Source organism: Sporosarcina sp. P16b, from assembly GCF_002743065.1.
Lineage (GTDB): Bacteria > Bacillota > Bacilli > Bacillales_A > Planococcaceae > Sporosarcina.
Map to the genome: position 1 here is coordinate 519,414 of NZ_PDYO01000002.1, position 22,426 is coordinate 541,839.

Annotated in this window: 22 protein-coding genes; 7 read left to right on the forward strand and 15 right to left on the reverse strand. The window is 40.1% G+C overall.

Features of this window, described 5'->3' with window-relative positions; translation table 11 throughout:
* Window positions 1-7: 7 nt before the first annotated feature.
* Together CSV77_RS05615 and cyoE are read right to left on the reverse strand one after the other, a co-directional pair.
* Window positions 8-1,135, reverse strand: a complete 1,128-nt coding sequence (locus CSV77_RS05615; RefSeq protein WP_099672607.1) for a M20 peptidase aminoacylase family protein — start codon at window positions 1,133-1,135, stop codon at window positions 8-10.
* Between the two features lie 136 nt (window positions 1,136-1,271).
* Window positions 1,272-2,183, reverse strand: coding sequence for a heme o synthase (gene cyoE, locus CSV77_RS05620; RefSeq protein WP_099631416.1), 912 nt, complete (start codon window positions 2,181-2,183; stop codon window positions 1,272-1,274).
* 539 nt (window positions 2,184-2,722) lie between these two features.
* Here cyoE and CSV77_RS05625 point away from each other — a divergent pair.
* The 3 genes from CSV77_RS05625 (at window position 2,723) to CSV77_RS05635 (ending at window position 5,933) form a co-directional block, all read left to right on the forward strand.
* Window positions 2,723-3,715 carry an ABC transporter substrate-binding protein gene (locus CSV77_RS05625; RefSeq protein ID WP_099672608.1) on the forward strand — a complete coding sequence of 331 codons (993 nt, stop codon included), beginning with the start codon at window positions 2,723-2,725 and terminating at the stop codon, window positions 3,713-3,715.
* 182 nt (window positions 3,716-3,897) lie between these two features.
* Window positions 3,898-4,689, forward strand: coding sequence for an ABC transporter permease (locus CSV77_RS05630; RefSeq protein WP_369802734.1), 792 nt, complete (start codon window positions 3,898-3,900; stop codon window positions 4,687-4,689).
* The gene (locus CSV77_RS05635; protein WP_099672610.1) at window positions 4,686-5,933 is read left to right on the forward strand and encodes a quaternary amine ABC transporter ATP-binding protein; all 1,248 of its coding nucleotides are present in this window, start codon (window positions 4,686-4,688) and stop codon (window positions 5,931-5,933) included. Before CSV77_RS05630 ends, CSV77_RS05635 begins: the two co-directional genes overlap by 4 nt.
* Window positions 5,934-5,978: 45 nt before the next feature.
* On the opposite strand, the gene cobT is transcribed toward CSV77_RS05635, so the two are convergent.
* Window positions 5,979-7,016, reverse strand: a complete 1,038-nt coding sequence (gene cobT / locus CSV77_RS05640) for a nicotinate-nucleotide--dimethylbenzimidazole phosphoribosyltransferase (RefSeq protein WP_099631412.1) — start codon at window positions 7,014-7,016, stop codon at window positions 5,979-5,981.
* Between the two features lie 188 nt (window positions 7,017-7,204).
* Between cobT and CSV77_RS05645 the strand changes: the two genes are divergently transcribed.
* The gene (locus CSV77_RS05645) at window positions 7,205-7,705 is read left to right on the forward strand and encodes a ferritin (protein WP_099631411.1); all 501 of its coding nucleotides are present in this window, start codon (window positions 7,205-7,207) and stop codon (window positions 7,703-7,705) included.
* 12 nt (window positions 7,706-7,717) lie between these two features.
* On the opposite strand, the gene CSV77_RS05650 is transcribed toward CSV77_RS05645, so the two are convergent.
* The 5 genes from CSV77_RS05650 to CSV77_RS05665 all read right to left on the reverse strand — a co-directional run bounded on the left by CSV77_RS05650 (window position 7,718) and on the right by CSV77_RS05665 (window position 10,733).
* Complete coding sequence (locus tag CSV77_RS05650) at window positions 7,718-7,930, reverse strand: cysteine-rich CWC family protein (RefSeq protein WP_099631410.1); 213 nt, start codon at window positions 7,928-7,930, stop codon at window positions 7,718-7,720.
* A gap of 12 nt (window positions 7,931-7,942) precedes the next feature.
* Window positions 7,943-8,092: a hypothetical protein gene (locus tag CSV77_RS16875; RefSeq protein ID WP_158231548.1), complete on the reverse strand. Its 150-nt coding sequence runs from the start codon at window positions 8,090-8,092 to the stop codon at window positions 7,943-7,945.
* Between the two features lie 15 nt (window positions 8,093-8,107).
* Window positions 8,108-9,106 carry a YcjF family protein gene (locus CSV77_RS05655; protein WP_099672611.1) on the reverse strand — a complete coding sequence of 333 codons (999 nt, stop codon included), beginning with the start codon at window positions 9,104-9,106 and terminating at the stop codon, window positions 8,108-8,110.
* A 110-nt stretch (window positions 9,107-9,216) separates the two neighbouring features.
* The gene (locus tag CSV77_RS05660; RefSeq protein WP_099672612.1) at window positions 9,217-9,774 is read right to left on the reverse strand and encodes a DUF420 domain-containing protein; all 558 of its coding nucleotides are present in this window, start codon (window positions 9,772-9,774) and stop codon (window positions 9,217-9,219) included.
* 68 nt (window positions 9,775-9,842) lie between these two features.
* A complete protein-coding gene (locus CSV77_RS05665) occupies window positions 9,843-10,733 on the reverse strand; it encodes a LysR family transcriptional regulator (RefSeq protein ID WP_099672613.1) in 891 nt (296 codons plus the stop codon).
* Between the two features lie 133 nt (window positions 10,734-10,866).
* Here CSV77_RS05665 and CSV77_RS05670 point away from each other — a divergent pair, with 133 nt between their 5' ends.
* Window positions 10,867-11,838 (forward strand): DMT family transporter, encoded by a 972-nt coding sequence (locus CSV77_RS05670; protein ID WP_099672614.1) that lies wholly within the window; start codon window positions 10,867-10,869, stop codon window positions 11,836-11,838.
* Between the two features lie 115 nt (window positions 11,839-11,953).
* Here CSV77_RS05670 and CSV77_RS05675 read toward each other — a convergent pair whose 3' ends face one another.
* From CSV77_RS05675 to argC, 6 genes are all read right to left on the reverse strand, one after another.
* The gene (locus CSV77_RS05675; RefSeq protein ID WP_099672615.1) at window positions 11,954-13,570 is read right to left on the reverse strand and encodes a methyl-accepting chemotaxis protein; all 1,617 of its coding nucleotides are present in this window, start codon (window positions 13,568-13,570) and stop codon (window positions 11,954-11,956) included.
* A gap of 266 nt (window positions 13,571-13,836) precedes the next feature.
* A complete protein-coding gene (locus CSV77_RS05680; RefSeq protein ID WP_099672616.1) occupies window positions 13,837-15,378 on the reverse strand; it encodes an NlpC/P60 family protein in 1,542 nt (513 codons plus the stop codon).
* Window positions 15,379-15,698: 320 nt separating this feature from the next.
* On the reverse strand, window positions 15,699-16,829 hold the full coding sequence (locus CSV77_RS05685) for an acetylornithine transaminase (RefSeq protein WP_099672617.1): 1,131 nt from the start codon (window positions 16,827-16,829) through the stop codon (window positions 15,699-15,701).
* Window positions 16,826-17,605, reverse strand: coding sequence for an acetylglutamate kinase (gene argB, locus CSV77_RS05690; protein ID WP_099672618.1), 780 nt, complete (start codon window positions 17,603-17,605; stop codon window positions 16,826-16,828). The genes CSV77_RS05685 and argB overlap by 4 nt, the downstream gene beginning before the upstream one ends.
* A complete protein-coding gene (gene argJ / locus CSV77_RS05695) occupies window positions 17,568-18,791 on the reverse strand; it encodes a bifunctional ornithine acetyltransferase/N-acetylglutamate synthase (protein WP_199171270.1) in 1,224 nt (407 codons plus the stop codon). The genes argB and argJ overlap by 38 nt, the downstream gene beginning before the upstream one ends.
* Before the next feature lie 39 nt (window positions 18,792-18,830).
* Window positions 18,831-19,871: an N-acetyl-gamma-glutamyl-phosphate reductase gene (gene argC, locus CSV77_RS05700; RefSeq protein WP_233212177.1), complete on the reverse strand. Its 1,041-nt coding sequence runs from the start codon at window positions 19,869-19,871 to the stop codon at window positions 18,831-18,833.
* A 193-nt stretch (window positions 19,872-20,064) separates the two neighbouring features.
* Between argC and CSV77_RS05705 the strand changes: the two genes are divergently transcribed.
* Entirely contained in the window at window positions 20,065-20,844 is a 780-nt protein-coding gene (locus CSV77_RS05705; protein WP_099672620.1) for an enoyl-ACP reductase FabI, read from the forward strand.
* Between the two features lie 111 nt (window positions 20,845-20,955).
* Window positions 20,956-22,275 carry a branched-chain amino acid transport system II carrier protein gene (gene brnQ, locus CSV77_RS05710; protein ID WP_099672621.1) on the forward strand — a complete coding sequence of 440 codons (1,320 nt, stop codon included), beginning with the start codon at window positions 20,956-20,958 and terminating at the stop codon, window positions 22,273-22,275.
* A gap of 56 nt (window positions 22,276-22,331) precedes the next feature.
* Here brnQ and CSV77_RS17340 read toward each other — a convergent pair.
* Window positions 22,332-22,426 (reverse strand): IS3 family transposase (locus CSV77_RS17340; protein ID WP_369802738.1); only part of this gene is annotated, 95 nt, incomplete at its 5' end.

Genomic DNA, 22,426 nt, shown 5'->3' on the forward strand with positions numbered 1-22,426 from the left:
TCACCTTCTATTTTTTAGATTGGAATGTTAATTCGATGGCAGTAGTTAAAATTTCGACTCCTGTTGCCAACGCGTCTTGATTAAATGTCATTTGTGGATGGTGGAGTCCTGGCGTTAAGCCGCATCCCAAACCTAGCATTGTACTTTTGACAGTTGGTCGTTTTACAGAATAGAAGTGAAAATCCTCCCCGCCTGGTGTGACAACAGTACGTGTAGTCTTCTCTTTACCGACCACTTTAGCAATCGCCTGATACATTAGATCTTCTGCTTCAGCATCTACTTCCGCCGCGACCATTTCTGCCATAACTTCATAGTTAATCTCTACATCGTATTGTCTTTCTACTGCTTGAATCACACGTTCCACCTGTTTATATAATTCATCCATCACCACATTTTCCTGGGCCCGTAAATCCAAACTGAATTTAGCATTGCCGGGAATGATATTGGCAGATTCTCCTCCCGCTTGGAACATCGTCATCTTCGCTGTATGTGAAACCATTGGATTACAATGAATGGACTGTAAACCTGCTACCAAAGTAGCCCCGACCTCAATGGCATTCTTTCCTTGATGCGGTCTTGCACCATGTGCTTCTGTTCCCTTTATCGCTCCACTAATCATTTTCGCCGCACCGTGACGTAATGAGGCCGAGGAGTAACCGTCAGCCATTTCATCCGCTGCCCTTACATGAACGCCGTATAAGTAATCGATATCATCGATCAATCCCTGCTCCAAAACAGCTAGCGCACCTTTCCCCTTCTCTTCCGCGGGCTGGAAGAATACTTTTAATGTGCCTTTCTCGGGAATTCCGCGTTCTTTCGCCATAAGCAATGCGCCAATTCCCATTGTCATATGCCCATCATGTCCGCATGAATGATTCGCTTGGTACACACCATCCACTTCTTGCCACAATGCATCTATATCTACACGTAACCCGACTACCGGCTTACCTTCACCGATCGTAACGGATAAACCTGTTATACCGTCGAATAACTTTACATTAAATCCTTCACGCTGAAGAAACTCCTTTAAGTAAGTTGTGGTTTTTGTTTCCTTCCAACTGACTTCCGGATGACTGTGCAAATGCGCAAACACTTCATCTAGTTTCGGCTTCAATAATTGTACTTGCTCCTTCATTCATACCCCTCCTAAAATCCATCTTTCACTGTATATTACGAACTGTTTATTCCTAAATTGTCAAACTCCTCAATAATTCTAGCACAAAAAAGACTTCTCTATCACATCGCGTGAAGGGAAGTCTTTTTCGTATTGATTAAAAAGTCCAAAGAATCATCATGCCGAATAATAGCGTCATGTAATTGACTGAGTACAAGAACATCAAGTTAGCCCATTTATAATCATCTTTTGCATAGAATCCGTATATACTAGCCGCAATATATCCAAGGTTCATCAATGTCGCGATTATAATGAATGTAGTGCCAAACATCGTTAATAAAAACGGTAACGGCAATAAACATAATACATATACTAGCATCTGACGTTTTGTGATGTTAAATCCATAAACGACAGGCAACATCGCTACATTAGCCGCACTATAATCTTTATATTTCTTCATAGCAATCGCAAATGTATGAGGCATTTGCCAAATAAATAGTATAACGACCAAAACTATCGGTACGATATGATCTGCTGGCATAATAGCCGCCCATCCTATGAGGGGGGTAACCGCTCCCGACACACTGCCAATCACTGTATTCAATGTGTATTTACGTTTAGACCACATCGTATAGGGTATTACATACGTAAACCATCCGATAAATGCATAAATCGCCGCTTCTAATGTAGTGAATAATAATAATAACATTCCAATTCCCGATAATATCAAACCAATATTTAATACGGTTTTCAAAGCAAAATGGCCTGTCACAGTCGGACGGTTCTTTGTTCTTTCCATAACCGTATCAATATCAGAATCAAACCAGTTATTCATTACAAGCGCACCTGCGACAAGCAAGGTGCTACCTATCATGGTTAGCAGGAACACCCCCCAGTTGCCCGTGAGTGTCATGCCAGAAAAATATAGTGCCAACCAAAACCCCGTAAATACCGGAAATATATTCGCGATGAGTACAGGTCCTTTAACTAATGATTTAATATCCGAGAAGAAGGTAGACGCTGAGCGGCTTTGAGTAGTACTCGAAACAACATGGGCTTCTTTCGTCATATGGGTCCGTTCTCCTTTTACATTACATTTAAATATCTTTCCATTCGTATATATAACTATATCATTTTCTTAAAAGTAAAATCAAAAAATCATGACAATTCCTTAGAAACTGTTACAAAGATTTGTCCGAAGTGCATAAATAAACCTCGCGTACGATAAAACACTTTTGTTATATGTAATCAGCATACCATATAGTATCACTTTCTCCTACTATTCGACAAAGCATGAGCCTATACCCCTCATAGGTTATCACCTAAGTTTACTCACCACGACCAATCTAACAACATTTACTTTTTTCATTACAAAAAACTCTAATAATCTATTTAAAATTGCATAAAGTTACAAGTTATCTAAATAATTAAATTGATATTAATTTAATTATCCTGTAAACTCGTGTAATAGTATCGCGAAAAAATGATTATTTTCCCTCGATATCTTCAACTATCTACATATTTTTTCTTGTGGTTTCTTTTAAGATATTCAAGCAAAAAAACAGCATTCCGTGATGAAAAAATTATAAAGAGAAAGGATTTGATTTTTTGAGAAAGTTTATGTTGTTTTTATCCATTCTAACAGTAGTACTTTTGACAGCGTGCGGTAACAGTGATAGTAAAGATTCAATAAGTACGATTAAACTGGCAGATGCAGGATGGGATAGTATTCGAATCCACAACAGCATTGCACAGATTATTTTAGAAGAAGGCTATGGCTATGATACGGAAGTAATAAACGGTACTTCTCCTGCAACACTGCAAGCGTTACAACAAGGTGATCTACAAGTTTATACAGAAGTTTGGTCTGATAACTTGGGTGAGGCGTATACAAAGGCAGTCGACAGCGGAGATATCGAAACAGTTTCAACAAACTTCGACGATAACTCTCAAGGCCTGTATGTTCCTACATACGTAATTAAAGGCGATCCAGAGCGTAACATCGAAGCGGTAGCTCCTGATTTGAAAACAATAAAAGACTTAGAAAAGTATCCTGAATTATTTCGAGATCCTGAAAACAAAGATAAGGGACGTATCATCGGTGCACCATCTAGCTGGTTGGTCAGTAAACACTTGGATGAAAAATTAACTACGTATGGTTTAGATGAAAAGTATACGTACTTAGCTCCTGGCTCTGACTCATCCATCGTAGCTGACTTAGCTAGTGCATATAAAAAAGGTGAGCCATGGGTTGGTTATTACTGGTCTCCTACTTGGGTGACTGCAACATATGACTTAACACTATTAGAGGACGAGCCTTTTGATCAAGAGGCTTGGGATAAAGATAAGTCTGGTGAATTTCCTCCTAATGATGTCTACGTCAGTGTGCATAAAGATTTGAAAACACAAGCTCCTGAAGTAGTAGAGTTCTTGAGCCATTACGAAACTAGCAGTGCACTAACAGAAGAAGCGTTAGAGTATATGGGTGAAAATGAAGCTAGTCCAGAAGATACCGCAAAATGGTTTATGAAAGAACATGAAGATCTCTGGACTTCATGGGTACCAGAGGATATTGCTGAGAAAGTTAAAGCAGCACTGTAATACATTTTTGGATTTGCTGGGGTGGGCGCTTTCCGCTCCACCCCTTTTCTTTTGTATTATTACTAAACCTAGAGAAAGAGAGGGACAAGCTAGTACGACCTAGCTTACTGCCTATGAATGAATTCCCTAACATCAGAATACCTATAGGAGATTATGTCGAAAAGTTTATTGATTTTCTTGCAATGAATTTTGGCTGGCTATTTGATTTCATCTTCACGATTGCCTCCACTACAATCCGAACTATTGAAACAGCACTACTCGCTACACCTTGGTGGGCTATCATGATTGTGGTATTCCTGCTTGGTTGGTATTTAAATTCCATTTTGAACGGCATCATGTTTGCCGCCTTTATCTTTTTGATTGGTTCCTTCAATTTATGGGAAGATACGATGACAACAGTCGCTATTATTGTCATATCTGTTGTACTATCCCTGGCGATCGGCATTCCAGTGGGCATCTTGATGGCTTTTAGCAAAACATTTTCCGTCATCATTCGTCCTCTATTAGATGCTATGCAGACAATGCCTACATTTGTCTACTTAATACCTGTAATATTCTTCTTCCCTCTTGGGAATGTTCCCGCAATTATTGCGACCATCATTTACGCATTACCACCAGTTATTCGTCTAACAGAGCTCGGCATCCGAAACGTGGATTCTGAAGTGATTGAGTCAGCAGAATCTTTCGGATCTTCTCGTAACCAAATGTTAGTAAAAGTACAATTACCTCAAGCATTACCTACTATGATGGCAGGTATCAACCAAACTACGATGATGGCTTTATCAATGGCTGTTGTTGGTTCAATGGTTGGTGCTCACGGATTAGGTGAACGTGTACTATTCTCGATCAATCAAATCAATATATCATTAGGATTTGAAGCAGGTATCAGTATCGTGTTCTTAGCGATAATTATTGACCGTTTGACCAATGGAGTAGCAGACCGCCTACAAAGTACAGGGAGGAGATCAGCATGACCGTTAAAATTAAAGTAGAAAATGTCACCAAGATCTTTGGTCCTCGCCCTAAAAAAGTCATTCCTATGATTGAAAAAGGAGCTTCTAAGCGCGATATCCTCGAAAAGACTGGACATACAGTAGGTGTCTATAACGCCAATATGGAAATCATGGAAGGTGAAACTTTCGTAATTATGGGGCTATCCGGCAGTGGTAAATCAACACTTATCCGTTGCTTCAATTTATTGAACAAACCTACATCAGGTGCGATTTATGTAGATGGTGAGAATATTGTCAATTATAATAAAGAGCAGTTAAAATTTTTCCGTCAGAAGAAAGTCGCAATGGTCTTCCAGCACTTTGGTTTATTTAGTCATAGAACGGTTATTGAGAACATTGAATACGGTCTGGAAATTCGCGGTTTATCGAAAAGCGAGCGTCGCGATATCGCACAAAAGCATATCAATACGGTTGGCCTGAAAGGGTATGAAAATCAATATCCTGATGAATTATCAGGTGGGATGCGTCAACGTGTGGGTATTGCCCGCGCCTTGACGAATGATCCGGATATTCTGTTGATGGATGAGCCGTTCAGTGCTCTTGACCCACTCATACGAAGAGAGATGCAAATGGAACTTCTAGATATCCAGACACGTCTTCAAAAAACGATTATCTTTATCACGCATGATGTCAACGAAGCATTCCGTATCGGTGATCGTGTGGCAGTTATGAAAGATGGTCACGTAGAGCAAATCGGTACACCGGAAGAGTTATTGGAAACACCCGCAAACGATTATATCATTGACTTCACTCGTGAAATTGATCGCTCAAAAGTGTTACAAGCAATGAATATTATGTCTAAACCACTAAGTGTCATGAACGGCAAAGATGGCTTGCATGTGGCGATTAAGAATATGGAGGAGCACGGTATTTCCAGTGTCTTCATTACGAATCGAGAACGACAGTTGCTTGGATTGGTAACAATAGATGGCGCGATCGAAGGCGTGAAAAAGAAGAAAACGTTAGAGGAAGTGATGACAACCGATGTCTTGACAGCAAATCCGGAGGAATATGTTCAAGATATTATTCCGCGTGTACTAGTTTCTAAATATCCACTTGTTGTCGTAGATGAAACGAACCGAATTGAAGGGATAATTTTACGGGTTCATGTACTTTCCAGCATTATTAGCCACTCTGCTGATGATGAAGAGGAAGGCGAGGAAATACTCGGTCCATCCGTTGAAACAGTTGAGATAACTGAATAATAAAAAGGGAAGAATGAGCATCGCTACTCACTCTTCCCTTTTTCATTAACTTTTCCCTGAAACACCGGCACTTTCAAATGTAGCCATTTCATTGACCATCAAAACAGCGGATTGAATGATACTACATGCAACTGCTGCGCCTGTACCTTCCCCTAATCGCATGGACAAGGACAAAATAGGTTCTTTTTCTAAGTATTGAAATGCCTTTTGATGCCCTGGTTCCATCGATTGATGACCGAGCAACATATATCCAGCTGCGCCTTTGCTTATGGTCTCCGCTACGCAAGCTGCAGCAGTCGAGATAAAGCCGTCTAAGATAATCGGGATGCGTTTAGATGCTGCCGCGAGCATTGCACCTACCATCGCGGCCAATTCTAGACCACCCACCTTACGAAGCACGTCAAAGCCATCTGAAGGATTTGGCTGATGAAGAGCTAGTGCCTCCCGTACTACTTTAATTTTATGAAGATGTTGATCAGATGATATTCCGGTTCCGTAACCAACCAACTCTGCCGGATCTAGCCCTGTAATAGCCGCCACTACAGCACTGCTTGTCGTAGTATTACCGATTCCTACTTCCCCTACTACTAGAAAATCAACACCTTTTTCAAATAGCGCAATCGCTTCTTCATAACCGATTTCCAGTGCTTTTTCTACTTCTTCTTGAGTCATTGCCTCGGTATGTAGAAAGTTCTCCGACCCTTGTCGAATCTTCCGGTCTATCACGGGTTCTGCAAATACATCCCCTATTACACCCACATCAACCAATGAAAATTCTGCTTGCTGCTGTCTGCTGAATACATTGATTGCCGCACCACCTACTGCCATATTCTGTACCATTTGACGAGTAACTAGTTGAGGAAATGCCGAAATCCCCTCTTCCACAATTCCATGATCTGCTGCAAATACCAGTACACCTAGTTGGTTTATGCTAGGCAGTTTTCGACCTTGTATCTCGGCTAATGTGACCACGATTTCTTCAAGCTTTCCTAAACTTCCGATAGGTTTCGTCAATGTGTCTACATACGCCTTCGCTTCCGCTCCTGCAGATACATCCAATGCAGGGATCGTATACTGTTTCAAGTGATAACCTTCCTTCTCATTATGTAAAAACACTCATCTTATTTCACTTATAAGTATATCAGTAGATCGTAATAAGTATCCAATTAAATATCTGGCATGCAAATCATGTCGTTTACGGGTATACTGTAAACAGCGGACATGACATACATTACGCTAGTTACGTTACCATCAGAAAAGGGGCGATACACATGATTAGCGAAAAATTAGCACAAGCTTTGAATGAACAAATGAATAATGAATTTGCCGCGGCACAAACTTACTTATCCATGGCATCTTACTGTGAATATCGAAATTACAGCGGATTTGCGCACTTCTTTCTACAACAAGTAGAAGAAGAGCGGCATCACGCAATGAAAATCTATTCTTATTTGAATGATCGTGGAATCCGTGCGATTATTACAGAAACACCTGCACCAGCTACTTCTTTTGATAACTTGGTACACACGTTTGAAGTGGCATTAGTACAAGAAAAAGAAGTAACCAAATCATTCTATCAAATCATGGATATGGCCTGGGAAGAAAAAGAGCACGCAACGATTTCCTTCCTGAACTGGTTCCTTGACGAACAAGTAGAAGAAGAAGCAACCTTCGATAGACATATCGAGTATTTGAAGCGGATCCGTGAAGATAAGAACGCATTGTTCATTTACGAGAAGGAGCTTTCCACACGTTCGTTTGAAGCCGAATAAAAAACAGGCAAGCTAGAGGTTCATAGACCTTTTGCTTGCCTGTTCTATTTTAGTAATACGGATCAAACACATTTCACATATACACTGTTTATAAAGATGTTCTTCTGGTATTTGCCGAAACACTTCTTCCGGGAAAATCTTCTTTGTACACCAGCAATGCTCATTACTCTCGGTTGAAGTACCACATAAATTATTCCCCAGGCAAATCGGACATTCATTTTTCATATAATCCTCTTCCTATAACCGATGCTTGTCTAGCTCAGCTGTATTTTTCTTCTCTAACTCTTCTACCCGATCTTCCAATTCCTTATTTCTTTTCATACTTTCCATCGAATACAAACCAGCTAGTAAAGCGACCACAAATGTTGCGTAGTTAAACCACTCCATACATCCCGCCCCTTTTTACTTTTGTTTTTTCAAAAATAGTTCATATACTTTTTTCAATGTGTCTGGTGTGAGTTCCATATTATTTTCATACATGTATTTCACTGCATATCCTAGCGCAACTGTCATAGAACCTGCAACACTCGCAGCAACGACCATTCCTGCGCCGGGAATCACTTTAACAATTTGTCGAAATGCTGTTTTCCCGATATTTCCTACAATCGTTGCAATGATCAACTCTTTCGCATGGTCTTTTGTAATCGGTTTTCCATACAATGTCGATAGCTTCAACATGAGGCCCACTTGCAATGTCGTCAATGGGATAAAGTCAGCTCCTGGAATGGGTACTGCTCCAATCGTAGCCGCTGATGCACCGGCTGCGAGAATCCATCGTTTGGCAATCGATGACTTATCCGCCATGTTTGCTGCGAGTAATAGATCTTTATTTGCTTCTTTTAATTGCTGAAGGATCTCTTTTTGCAGGAACTCCATTTGCTCTCCTGTCTTCGAAGAGATTGGAATAACCGGATAAGCAAACCCAGTATGCTCCAAAACATAGTTCACTAAACTTGGAATATCATCGGCTGCATCTATTTTATTGAGCACGAGAATGATTTTCTTGTTGAGTGTAGCAATCTTATTTAATGACTTTAGTTCCGTATCTGACAATACAGTACCTGCTGCATTCAAGAAGAATAAAATCACATCTGCTTGATTATAAAATTTCAGCGTCTCATTTGAATGTTCTTGATAGATATCATCAAGACCGGGTGTATCAACAAATAGTATATTGTCCGTGTAATAAAACTTTTTAACTTCCTTCGTTTCACCGGGTTGCGCACCCACTTCCGCAACATCTTTTTGCATAAGACGATTTAGTGTAGATGACTTTCCTGCATTAACGTCGCCCACCATTGCTAGTAGAATTTCTTTATTTAATTGCTCATTGATAAGATCAGATTCTTGTTTAAACACTTCGTCAAATGATTCATCTGACATAAAATTTGGAGTTTTCATTACAGCACGTCCCTTCACTTAGTTTGACTATTCAGATTACCCTATTGTAAAAAAGAGCATCAGTCATTCATCCACTTTTGACTGATGCCCTACGCTATTTATCTGGTTACTTAATAATAAGGTGAAATCAAGATATACACAAGTACCCCGGTGAAACTAACATATAACCAAATAGGCATTGTCCAACGTGCAATTCTGCGGTGACGTGGGATCTCCATATTCCATGCTCTTGCTACACTTGTTAGTGCTAACGGAACGATTGCAGCAGCTAACACGATGTGTGAAAACAGGATGAAGTAATAGAACCCAGCCAAGAAACCACTGCCGCCAAATGGTGTAGACTCCGATAAAAAATGATATGCGACATACGTCACTAAAAATAAAGCGGTTGTGCCAAATGCTGCATAGATAAAGCGTTCATGCAGTTTGACATTTTTCTTCAAGATCGCAACTAAGGCACATACGAGAAACAAAAAAGTGAAACTGTTAAATATGGCATTCAATAAAGGTAAAATCGTAATATCGAATGCTGTGAAATTCTCTACACCTGGCATACCTGCTAAGATGCCAATCGCACCGATAAGAATGACTGAAATAATGATAATCGCCGGACGGTAGTTCCGTTTTTTAAAATTCGCGTGCGGTGTTGTTTGATTCGTATAGTTCATCTAGTGACACCCCTAATTCTATATTCATAACTACCCTATATCGTACCATACGGAACACGCTATGCAGGTCAAATTTGTGTCGACTTTTGAAATTGCTCATCTGTTTTTTCTCTGAATTCATCAATAACTTTTATGAACTTAGCAATAGTCGGTGTTAAATAGGAATCAGCACGTCGTACAAAAACCGTTTTAATCTGACTGTATTTCGATGGCAAATGATAGCAATAGACTAAACCTTGATCTAGAAGATGAGAAACAGTTGATCTCGGAACGAATGTTACACCTAATCCTGCTGCCACACTTCCAAGAATCGTCTCCAGTGTTCCGAACTCCATCATTTTCGTTGGCTTAAACCGCTCATCTTCAAGCCACGACTCTAAACGCGCCCGATAACCACAACCCTTTCTGAAACAAAGAATTGGCTCATCTTTAATATCTTCTATCGATTGAAACGGTTTACTCGAAAGTAACACAAGTTCTTCTTCAAGAACATCGTGTACAGCTAGGTCGGGATGCGTCGTTCCTTCCGATATAAAAGCTCCATCAAGCTGATGGTTTAGAACTTTAAACTGCAATCCTTCTGTTACACCTGTCAATAGTGAAATATCGACTTGCTTATATTTTTTATTATATCTCGATAGAATAATAGGTAATTTGATGACAGTTTCTACCGATCCTAGCTCAAGCTTTCCCGAAGGCTCTTTGTCATTTTGCACGACTTTTCTCATTTCATTGGTTAGTGATAATATCTTCTCGCTGTAAATGAGAAGTCGTTTCCCTTCAGGTGTCAAGATCATTCCACGGTTGTGTCGGTTAAATAATGGGGTCTTTAGTTCCGATTCGAGCTTTTGTATTCGGGACGTGATATTTGACTGTACATAGCGTAATTCTTTAGCAGCCGCTGTGATCGTTCCCTTCTCTGCGACCATCTGAAATATCTCTAAGTCTTTAAATTCCATAAGAACCCTCCTACTAAAATCCTCTTATATACATGGTATCAATAAAATCGATAGTTGTCATCAGTATTATTCGTTTTACGTGATGTCTAATATAGTGTTTACTAGAGATAGTACTTCAAGGAGGTTAAACTAGTTGAAAAACAAAATTATCTGGGGAGCGTTTCTGTGCTTTTTAGCCAGTGTGTCATGGGGAGCAATGTTCCCAGTTGCCAATAGTGCATTCAAAAATATCGACCCGTTCTATTTTACATTAATTCGTTATATTTCAGTAACATTACTACTTGTTGTCATACTATGGTTTAAAGAAGGTAAACGAGCTTTCCGCTTTGAGAAGAGGGGGTTATCCCTTTGGTTCTTCGGCACGATGGCATTCGTTGTCTATAACCTTTTAATTTTCTGGGGACAAGATCTAATGGGACAACCTGGAACTATGGTGGCGTCTATTTCAGAGGCCATGATGCCGATGATTTCTATTGTTCTTGTATGGGTGATTAGTAGACAGAAACCACATGGCTTCACGCTCGCTTGTGTGTTTACTGCATTTGTTGGTGTAATGCTTGTCATCACAAAAGGTGACTTACGTACATTCTTCACGGCAACAGACGACATTGTACCTTCATTACTAATCTTCATTGCGGTAATCGGCTGGGTAATTTATACAATGGGTGGGAATCGTTTCAGTGAATGGTCGGCGTTGCGTTATTCTACGTTAAGCTGTTTACTTGGTACAGTAACTGCTAGCATAATAGTCTTCTTCGTAACATTGACAGGTTATATTTCTGTCCCAACTGTGACAACATTACAAGTGGTAACACCCCATATGTTGTTTATGATTATATTTCCAGGCATTATTGCATTAGTAGGTTGGAATGTGGGCGTACGTATTTTGTCTCCATTAAATGGTTTATTGTTTATTAATTTTGTACCGGTGACTACACTAGTGATTTCATATATACAAGGATATCAGCTAACGATTTTCGATTATATTGGCACACTATTTATCATTGCAGCGCTGTTAGGAAATAATATATTCCTCCGTTTACAGCAGAAGCGTAAAGACGAAGCTCGTCAATATAAAAAACATAGTATGCAGCCTAGTGTTTAATTCAAAGTTAGAAAGCTACTATTTTAGTCGATCAAAAAAACAAAGATACATTCCAATAATTTGGAGGTGTCTTTGTTTTAGTTTACTGATTTTCCTTTACTATTTTAAATGAAGATCAAAAAGTAAAGCGGTGGACGATACGACTTAACGCTGTGGCTTCGTCTGTTAGTTTGCCGGCATCACTTGCCAACTGCTGGATTCCCTCTACTTGTTCATCCATACCGGCTACTGTTTGAATGACACTTTCTGTGAATTGTTCAGAGATCTTAGTAATTTGTTCAATAATTTTTTCGATTTGCTCACCGTCTTTGATTAATTCTTCCGCGTGAAGACTATTGTTTGTAACGGCTGCCTTTGTATCTACTACAGCGTCATTCATATAATGGATCGATTGTCCGGCTACTTTGACGATTTCTACGCCTTCATCAATAGTATCCGCATTCGATTCTACATGTTGTACCGCAATTTTCACTTCGTTATTTGTTTGTTCTAACGTTCGCACAACATCGTTTGCGAATGCATTCGTTTCTTCGGCTAGTTTACGAACTTCGTTTGCCACGACTGAGAATCCACTCCCCGCTTCTCCGGCTCTTGCTGCTTCAATGGAGGCATTGAGTGCTAATAAGTTCGTTTGTTCAGCGATTTTCGTAATAAGAGAAACTTTTTGAATGACTTGATTGATATCCTCAGCGACCTGCATAATTTTTCGTGAAGATTCGTGAACGGCTTCATTGATTTGCCGCATCTTTTCCTCTGTTTCTTCAATTGCTTGACTACCTTCTGTTGCAGCAATCGACGCATTTTCGGACTTGGAAAGTGTTTGCTGTATGCGCAATTCCATTTCCCGAATTCCTGTCATCATCGTTTGAACCATCGCATTGGCGGATTGCAGTGAAGATAGTTGTTGCTCTGTTCCACCTTGGAAGTTTTGCATAGTTTCTCCATATGAAGTGAAGACATTTGATAATCGACCCGCTTCCGAAGCCTGCACTTTACTAATTTGATCCACGATTTCAGAGGAGCGGTCGAGTTCCGTGACGATATTCTTTGTCCCAATCACGATTTTATTAATTTCAAAACCAATTTGATTAAATTCAGATCTAGATTTTGCAGTTACTTCGGCTGTTAGGTCACCCGATGAAATTTTCCTTGTGACTTTGCGCCAAGACCGTACACCTTTCATAACCATCTTATAAAGAACAGATGTGAAAATACCCGTAAGAAGTAAAGACGTACTAACAAATGCAATGACCTGTAGGATAGATAGATTAAATATATTCGCAAGTGTCCCCATGGCTAAAGCCGGCAATACAACAGCTAAAGTCGCTCCATATAGAATAAATCTCTGATGATTTATTCTGCCTAATCGCAGTGTGAATTGCCTGTTTCCTACTTGAATAATCGGCATAGCCGCATCGATAAGTCGCTCACCGGATTTTCTATCATACACTTGCAGTAACGGCTTGGTTGTATTTGCAGCACGCAAGCCAATGGCATCGGAAAATACTGTACCTTCCCATAACCGATTAGTATGAATATAGCTTCGACCCATTTCATCCACAATGACAAAGTATTCATCTTCTTCCAGCTGTTCATCCAATAATTGATGAAGTACATGATAATTCAAAGTAAATGATTGTTCGTTTTCTATTAATGGCTGAATGCGTTTTGTGACCCGTTCTACTTTTTTAAGCGCATTACGTGCAGAAGATGTTCTTAAAAGCTTTTCCAATCACGTCACCTCTTTAGGTCCTTTTATACTATATAATTACTATATCATAAATTATGAGAAAGGTCTTAATGTTTCTTTTTTGAAGTGTGATTATTCGTAATATTTGGATATCAAAAAGTATATCCTATCTTGTTTGGTAACATATTACTTCCTCATGGGTGTACTACTTTACTCATTCTATTTTTACATTAGCTTTTCGTGTATATGCCTTTCATTAAAGTACGAGACACTAAAAACGTACAGACATCATTGTCTGTACGTTTTCCTCATTTTACATATCTTCTAGCTGAAACATATTCTGATTTATACGGTTCCGCAGTCATTGGAATGATCTCTACAGTCCGTTTGGGATTTGGAGCATGGATCATTTGTCCGTTCCCCGCGTACATCCCTACATGATGAATAATTCCTTTTCCTTTATTATAGGCAAAGAACAGTAGGTCACCGGGTTGTAAATCTTTCTTCTGTACCAACGTTCCATTCAGTGCTTGCACGGATGCATCACGTGGTATATCAATACCATGCTGCCGATAGACAGAGTACGTGAATCCAGAACAATCCAAACCAAATCCCGAAGTTCCTGCCCATAGATATGTTAATCCGTCAAAGAGCTTGGCTGTTTCCATGATTTGCTGTGTTGTTGGCTTTGGCATGACACCATCCGCTCTTACTATTTTCACTGCACTTTTATCAATATACTTCACTCCGTCAGCAGGTGTCTGAACAGCAAGTTTATTATCCATGACGTTTACAATAGGCAATGTTGTGTTGAAGCTAATTGAACGAAAAGGCTGCTTGCCATTTTCATCAATCGTAAGTGCGGCTGATTTCGTCGCCACCATGGCTGTGTCGCATGTTGCATAGTTAGGATATACTGTCGTTAAATGATTTTTCAGCATCCATCCTGGATAACCTGCTGCGTTTTTAGGAGACTTTTGGTCCACTACTGCTACTTGAACCCAGTCACCTTTTGTCTGCAGGACTTTTACTGTTTGACCATATATTGCTTGAGTTTCTAATTTACCTACTAGCCATTGTTTTTCACGCAAACTCATCGCTGCAACCCATTTCGTGATATCAGGCGATTTATTTATTGCGTAAGCATCAACTGTTCGTGATTTTCCTGGCTCTTTCCACAGTGTTGTAACAGGAACATTCACTGTTTGCACTGGTGTGTTATTCGGCTTATAACAAGCAGATTGTTCTCTGAAGTCTGGCTCAAGAATTCGTGCAAGAAATACTGCAAAGTGCCCACGTGTTAATGTTTGATTCGGCTTAAAAGTGTTATCTAAATAGCCTGTCGTAATGGCATTTACAGATAATTTTTGTATATCGGATAACCCCCAGTATGTTGCAGGTACATCACGGAATCGATATGTCGAATTACCCGTCAAGTTGAATGCCCGAACGAATACCGCTGCCATCTGTCCACGTTTCAAATTGCCATACGGTTGAAATTCATTTTTCTCGTTACCCATAAAAATACCTTCATCGACCATTGTGGCGATCAGTGGGTAATGTGGGTGAGACTGCTTTACGTCTGACAGCTTTACTTCTGGTCTATTATCTACAGAGATTTTTAGTGCGCGTTGGATCATTCCTGAGGCTTCGAGACGTGTGATTGGTTCGTTTACACGGTATTTGGCGTTCGGTTTTTCTATGATAATATCATTTTCAACTAGGTATTGTATTTCTTCAGCTGCTGAGTGCTGAGGACGTACATCTTGGAAGACGGTGGCAAGTGAATTCGTTGGGATTGCCAATAGGACTAGCATCATCGTTAGCACTATTGCACTTATCTTTTTCAATTCTAGGACACTTCCATTCTCTTAGGTAGTTTTGCCTTAACTATACCTGAGCAATAATTCTTTGTATAGAAAGAATTCGAAAAATGGATATGATTTTCTTTCGAAAAACTTTTAAAGGAATAAGTGTAATGGAGTAGTATAGTCAGCAAGGACGTAGTTATTACTGGTTGCTATTCATCGATGTTTGAATTGTAATTAGTTTACATCTGACCTGAACTTACACCCACGCAAAAAAGATCTCTCTTGAAGCATTTAGACTTCAAGGGAGATCTTTTGTTTACTGAATAGCAGTTCACAGACTACTTTAATTCAAATATTTCTTAAACCAATATATTTTTTAATATCGCCACTGCCTGGTCGATTTCTTCTTTTGAAACCGTCAATGGTGGTAATAGACGAATGACATTCGTTCCAGCAGGTACAAGGAGCAAGCCTTGTTTTTCGGCCTCTTGGATGTATGAACCGATTTCATTATTTGAATGAATTCCAACTAATAAGCCATTACCACGAATCGAATATTTATCTTTTGGTAGTTCTGATTGGAGTTGTTGCTTCAGATATGCAGACTTTTCTTGAACATCCTTTAAGAATGCTGGATCAAATACATGATCGACTACTGTTTGGGCAACTGAGATCGCTAATGGATTACCCCCAAAGGTTGTACCGTGTGTGCCAGGTCCGAATGTATGGAACAGCTCTTCGCCAGCTAGCAATGCCCCAATCGGGAAACCGCCACCAAGACCTTTAGCAAGTGAGACGATATCTGGTTTTAGTGCAGTCTGCTCGTAGGCATAGCGAGTTCCTGTGCGTCCAATTCCTGTCTGCACTTCATCGATAATGAGGAGAATATTATGTTCATTACATGCGGCCATAACCGCTTCAGCGAAAGCCGGTTCAATAGAATTGACTCCACCTTCTGCCTGGATGACTTCTAGCATGATGGCAGCTACGTTATCGTTCGTCGCTTGCTTCAAAGCCTCGACGTCATTAAATGGCAATGCTTCAAAACTCTCTAGCATCGGACCGAATCCTTTTTGGATTTTATCTTGACCGGTAGCCGCCATTGCGCCAAATGTTCTCCCGTGGAATGACTGTTTGAACGATAAGATATGATGCTTGCCTGTATGTTTACGTGCGAGTTTAATCGCAGCTTCATTCGCTTCGGCCCCACTGTTACAAAATAACGCATATGACAGATCTGTATCTCTTGTCAATGATTCAGCAAGTTTTTCTTGCTCTGGACTTTCGAATAAATTGGAAATATGCCAAAGCTTTTCACTTTGTTCTTGTAATGCTTTAACAATCGCAGGATGAGCATGACCTAAACTGACGACCGCGATACCGCTAGTAAAGTCTAAATAGTCCTTCCCTTTATCGTCTGTTACTACGGTACCTTTCCCCTTTACGAGATGTACCGCGCGTCTTGCATAGTTATTGAATAAATACGTCACACGATTGCCCCCTCATTGGTAATGACCGTGCCTTTTAATTTTTGACAGACAATTTGTACAGACGGAATACCCGCTTCTAGACAATCGATAGCGGCCATAACTTTCGGGATCATTCCTCCGTAAATATCTTCTGTTTCAATCCAGCCATAAATAGCTTGGGGTCCCACTTCTGCTTGAGGACGATCTTGAATGCGGATTCCCGATGTATCCGTAACTAATAATAAACTTTCTGCCTCGACAGCTAATGCAATTCGACTCGCGACTGTATCCGCGTTAACATTTAGTGGTTCTCCAGAAATCGTTGCACCGATACAAGAAATAACAGGAATAATTTCTGCATCTAGTAGCGCATCCAAGACTTCCGTTTCAACTGTTTTTATTTCTCCCACATAACCATACGTTTCAAAATCCAGGACATCACATGTAAATAAGTTCGCATCGAACCCGCTTAATCCAATCGCTTTGATTCCCGCGTGATTGAAGCGGTGTACGAGCGCTGGATTTACTTGACCTATCATGATTGACTGGACGATACCAATCGCTTCAGCTGACGTAACACGGAATCCTTTAACTACAGTCGAAGTGACTCCACGATTTTCAAGCTCTTGATTAATATTCGGTCCTCCACCATGAACAATAATCACTTGAACACCATCTTGCTGTAATTTTTTCACACCCTGAAAAAAATCGTCACTTAACTCGTCTAGCATACTGCCACCTAGTTTAATAACCTGTCGTTTACGTGCGGTATGTTGCGTTGATTTGGACGTAGTCATAAGTAAGATCGCACCCCCATGCCATTCCCTGACCAGCTCCCTGGTTTAGTTCTATTGCAAATTTCACTTCGTGTTGTTTAAGATAAATCAACAGCTCTTCTTCTGAAAACGGAATAGGTTCCCCGCTTTCTACTACTACAGTGTCACCGATATAGATTTTGATATCTTCAGGATCTATTGTCGCACCGCTATATCCGACTGCCGCAATGATTCTCCCCCAGTTGGCGTCACAGCCAAATACTGCCGTCTTGACAAGTGGTGAGCCTACAACAGATTTTGCAATTTGGCGCGCTTGTTCATCCGAAACTGCACCCGTCACTTTTGCTTCAATTAATTTAGTAGCACCTTCCCCATCTTTAGCGATCATTTTTGCCAAATCACGTGATACGGCATGCAATGCATCGACGAAAGATTGCCATTCGGGATGATCTGGAGTTAATGAATGATTACCCGCAAGTCCGTTTGCCATAACGAGTACCATATCATTCGTTGATGTATCACCGTCTACAGTAATGGAGTTGAAAGTTACATCCGTAATTTCTTTTAATGCTGTTTGTAAATGTTCTGACTCGATATGGGCATCGGTTGTAATGAAGCCTAGCATCGTCGCCATATTCGGTTCAATCATTCCCGAACCTTTTGCAACACCCGCAACTACTACTTCACGATCATCAATCACCGTTGCATATGCAGTGTTTTTCGTTACGGTATCTGTAGTTAAAATTGCTTGGGAAAATTGAATGGAACCTTCTAATGTATCCAACGGTTGAAGTTTTTCGATACCAGAGAGTAAAGGTGCCATATTCATTTGTTCACCTATTACACCTGTTGACGCAATCCCTACAAGATTTTGGTCAATACCTAGGTGATCTGCAGTTTTACGTTGCATACTCACTGCGTCTCGCATGCCTTGCTTTCCAGTACATGCATTGGCGTTACCAGAATTAATAACAATCGCTTGCATTTTTTGAGTTTCGTAGACAACTTTCTTTGTCACTTGAAGTGGAGCTGCCTGGATTACATTCGTTGTGAAGACACCCGCAACACTCGCTGGCACTTCGCTGACTAATAGTGCTAAATCATTTTTCTTATGCTTTAGCCCACAGTGAATGCCGACTGCCTTGAACCCTTTTGGTGAGATAATATTTTTACGCGAGATGCGCTTCATACCTTCGATAGTTTCCATAATCGTGCTCCCCTCAATTCTTGTGTTCAAATTACTTGTTTAAATCCATAATGGAATGAGATCGATTCCTGTTTTTTCATTTAAACCATATTGGATATTCATATTTTGTATAGCTTGTCCCGCGGCGCCTTTCACCACATTATCAATGACTGCTATAATCGTTGCTTGATTTGTGCGTGGATCTACTTTGACATGTATATCGCAATAATTGGAGCCATATACCTGTTTTGTGCTAACCTTTTGCACATCTGTCAAAATCCGAACAAACGGACTATCTTTATATGTCTCTTGCAAGCAATTTATAAGCTGTTCTTGCGTTACTTGTCCATTTACTTTCGCATAGCTCGTCGTCATGATACCTCTTGTCATGGGAACCAGATGCGTAGTGAACATAATGGGTTCCGGCTGATCAGCAAATGTATTCATTGCTTGCTCAATTTCCGGTATATGCTGATGCTGATGAATCTTATATATAGAGAAATTTTCATTCGTTTCACTGAAATGTGTAGCTTGGCTTGGCTTATTCCCCGCACCAGATACACCACTTTTCGCATCGATTATTAATCGGCTACCATCAATTAGTTTATTTTTCAATAACGGAAGTAAAGATAGTAGAACTGCTGTCGGGTAACACCCTGGATTCGCAATAATTTCCGCATCGGCAATATGATGTTTATTCCATTCAGGAAGTCCATATACACTTTTCTCCAAGTGTTCAAGTGGCGGTGCATCTTTTTGATACCATTGCTCAAAAGCCGCTTGATCTTTCAGTCTAAAATCTCCCGATAGGTCAATTAATTTAGCACCTGCACCCACCAATGGTGGAAGTAACTTAGTTGTTACGCCAGCTGGTGTACTGAAAAACACCGTATCTAACTTGCTAATATTTTCAGGTTCTATAGCTTTCATCGATTGATCGTGAATATTCACGAGATGTGGATATTTTTGAGAAAAGACCGTCCCCACTTCTGAGGAAGTGAATAAATCAATTTGTTCAATTTCCGGATGGTTTTGTAGTAACCGTATTAACTCTAGGCCACCGTATCCAGACGCTCCTACGATTCCAACCTTCAACGTCATCACCTCTTTATTCATTACAGACAAGTATACGTATGTATAATTATAAAGTCAACTGTATTTTTATTTATTGACAGTTAATTTACCGATTCTATTTCTGTTCTTTTAGAAAATCTATAACTTCTTCCTCACTATATGTTATTATTATGGAGAGTATAATATGATCAAATGAATAATAAGATTTCAGGAGGCTATTATGGTAGATTTATTAAAATTATCCGGTAAAAACATTGTGATTATGGGTGTTGCGAATGAACGTAGTATTGGTTGGGGAGTAGCAAAAGCATTATTCTCAGTTGGTGCGAATGTCATTTTCACATACCGTAAAGATCGCTCTCGTGATAAATTAGAAAAAGCATTGGCTAAAAGCGAATTTACAGCCACGCAAATTGTTCAATGTGATGTGAATAGTGATGAAAGTATAGAGCGGGCTTTCAAAACGATTGGCGAACAAGTTGGTGTAATCCACGGGGTAGTTCACTCCATTGCATTTGCACATCAACAAGATTTGCATAATCCATTCGTGGAAACGACCCGTGATGGATATGCGTTCGCGCAAGATTCCAGTGCCTATTCATTGGTGGCAACAGCACGTGAAGCCCGTCATTATATGACAGAAGGTGGAGCGATCATTACGATGAGTTATTTAGGCGCAGAACGCGTTCTTGAAGGCTATAATGTAATGGGTGTTGCAAAAGCCGCACTTGAAGCTTCAGTACGCTATTTAGCATCAGAGCTAGGTGAACAAGACATTCGTGTAAATGCGATCTCTGCCGGAGCGGTTCGTACATTGTCCGCAAAAGGTGTTCCTTCCTTTAATACAATCCTCAGTCAAATTGAGGAACGTGCGCCATTAAAACGTAACGTTAAACCTGAAGAAGTTTCGGATATGACCGTGGCGATGCTAAGTAATTTATCGACTGGTGTGACAGGTGAAGTCATCTATGTAGATGCTGGCTACCACATTATGGGGTAATCTTATAAAGGATTCTCTTAGGAGAATCCTTTTTTATGGGCACTTTTCATTAAAATGCCATTAATAATCGAAATACATACACTTTTCAAAGTACCTCAGGAGGAATTACAAATGAATAGATTTACAAAATTCGATACGTTCAAACTGGGGCTGACGATGTTTGCTCTCTTTTTCGGTGCAGGAAATATGATTTTTCCACCGTTACTCGGTCAACTAGCTGGAACGCAAACATGGATTACACTAGCTGGTTTTTTAATAACGGGAGTCGGTCTTCCCTATCTAGGCATAATTGCAGTCACTATGAGCGGCAATCAATTAAATGATTTAGCCAAAAGAGCGTCGCCTGTATTCGCCATGTTCTTTCCATTCGTTATATATTTGGCACTTGGACCGTTCTTCGGAGTTCCTCGTACAGCGACTGTTTCATTTGAAATTGCGGTTTCCCCATTTATACCCGATTCGTATTCTAAGTTAGCATTGGCGCTCTTTTCCATTTTATTTTTTGCAGTGACGATTTGGCTCTCCTGCAAGCCGAATAAAATTGTCGATCGATTCGGAAGTATTTTAACTCCAATATTGCTAGCTATCGTAACAATTATTGTCGTGATTGGAATGATCAACCCAGTGGGTGAAGCAGGCGCGCCACAAGGATCTTATGTAGAAGATTACTTTTACAAAGGATTTATTGAAGGTTACGGAACAATGGATGCAATGGCAGCGCTCGTCTTCGCTATTATCGTAATTAATGCCGTGAAGGCAAAAGGTATTACCGACAGAAAAGCAATCACTTCTATTACGATGAAAGCAGGATCCATCGCAGTACTCGGGCTGAGTTTTGTCTATGCCGGATTAGCATATTTAGGGATGACGAGCCGCTCTGTAGCGGAAGGTGCAACGAACGGTGGAGATATTTTAGCAAAACTTGCATATGCTTTGATGGGTAATAACGGATTATACCTACTTGGACTTGCAGTAACACTAGCTTGCTTAACAACATCTGTTGGATTGACAACCGCTAGTGCTACATACCTCTCCAAAGTCGTACCTAGGATTTCCTATCAAGCATTCGTGTTTGTTATTTGTTCGTTTTCTATGATACTTGCGAATGTCGGCCTCACGCAGTTGCTTGCAGTGTCCATTCCTGTACTAGTCGGAGTGTATCCTCTAGCCATTGTCCTCATAACTTTCAGATTGTTACATCCGTTATTTAAAGGCTATCATGAAGTGTATAATTACGGTTTACTAGCGGCTGGTCTTATTGGATTCTTCGATGTGTTACGTGCATTCAATGTCAATCTGGTACCGGTTACACATATTTTGGAATTCCTACCATTATATGAACAAGGTATTGGCTGGATTTTGCCTGCAATCGTGTTTGGCGCGGTAGGATTTATAGTCGCTTCTGCCCAAGGCAAGCCCCGTGTTGAATAATAAAAAGCCTGCGGATATTAAAATGTACCCTTTGTAAAGGACAGTTTTAAAAAAGCCTAGACTGTTTGTTGAAGCTGTTGTCTGTATTTTGCAGGCGGCAGCTTTTTCAAATTCCATTGACCTCGATAATGATTGTAGTACGTCATATAAC

What these genes read in the sequence shown, in the direction of transcription:
- argB (WP_099672618.1), bottom strand. Translation starts at nt 17,605, where the DNA reads ATGACTACGTCCAAATCAACGCAACATACCGCACGTAAACGACAGGTT.
- CSV77_RS05615 (WP_099672607.1), bottom strand. Translation starts at nt 1,135, where the DNA reads ATGAAGGAGCAAGTACAATTATTGAAGCCGAAACTAGATGAAGTGTTT.
- cyoE (WP_099631416.1), bottom strand. Translation starts at nt 2,183, where the DNA reads ATGACGAAAGAAGCCCATGTTGTTTCGAGTACTACTCAAAGCCGCTCA.
- CSV77_RS05650 (WP_099631410.1), bottom strand. Translation starts at nt 7,930, where the DNA reads ATGAAAAATGAATGTCCGATTTGCCTGGGGAATAATTTATGTGGTACT.
- CSV77_RS05705 (WP_099672620.1), top strand. Translation starts at nt 20,065, where the DNA reads ATGGTAGATTTATTAAAATTATCCGGTAAAAACATTGTGATTATGGGT.
- CSV77_RS05630 (WP_369802734.1), top strand. Translation starts at nt 3,898, where the DNA reads ATGAATTTTGGCTGGCTATTTGATTTCATCTTCACGATTGCCTCCACT.
- brnQ (WP_099672621.1), top strand. Translation starts at nt 20,956, where the DNA reads ATGAATAGATTTACAAAATTCGATACGTTCAAACTGGGGCTGACGATG.
- CSV77_RS05665 (WP_099672613.1), bottom strand. Translation starts at nt 10,733, where the DNA reads ATGGAATTTAAAGACTTAGAGATATTTCAGATGGTCGCAGAGAAGGGA.
- argJ (WP_199171270.1), bottom strand. Translation starts at nt 18,791, where the DNA reads ATGGAAACTATCGAAGGTATGAAGCGCATCTCGCGTAAAAATATTATC.
- CSV77_RS05655 (WP_099672611.1), bottom strand. Translation starts at nt 9,106, where the DNA reads ATGAAAACTCCAAATTTTATGTCAGATGAATCATTTGACGAAGTGTTT.
- CSV77_RS16875 (WP_158231548.1), bottom strand. Translation starts at nt 8,092, where the DNA reads ATGGAGTGGTTTAACTACGCAACATTTGTGGTCGCTTTACTAGCTGGT.
- argC (WP_233212177.1), bottom strand. Translation starts at nt 19,871, where the DNA reads ATGACGTTGAAGGTTGGAATCGTAGGAGCGTCTGGATACGGTGGCCTA.
- CSV77_RS05635 (WP_099672610.1), top strand. Translation starts at nt 4,686, where the DNA reads ATGACCGTTAAAATTAAAGTAGAAAATGTCACCAAGATCTTTGGTCCT.
- CSV77_RS05645 (WP_099631411.1), top strand. Translation starts at nt 7,205, where the DNA reads ATGATTAGCGAAAAATTAGCACAAGCTTTGAATGAACAAATGAATAAT.
- CSV77_RS05660 (WP_099672612.1), bottom strand. Translation starts at nt 9,774, where the DNA reads ATGAACTATACGAATCAAACAACACCGCACGCGAATTTTAAAAAACGG.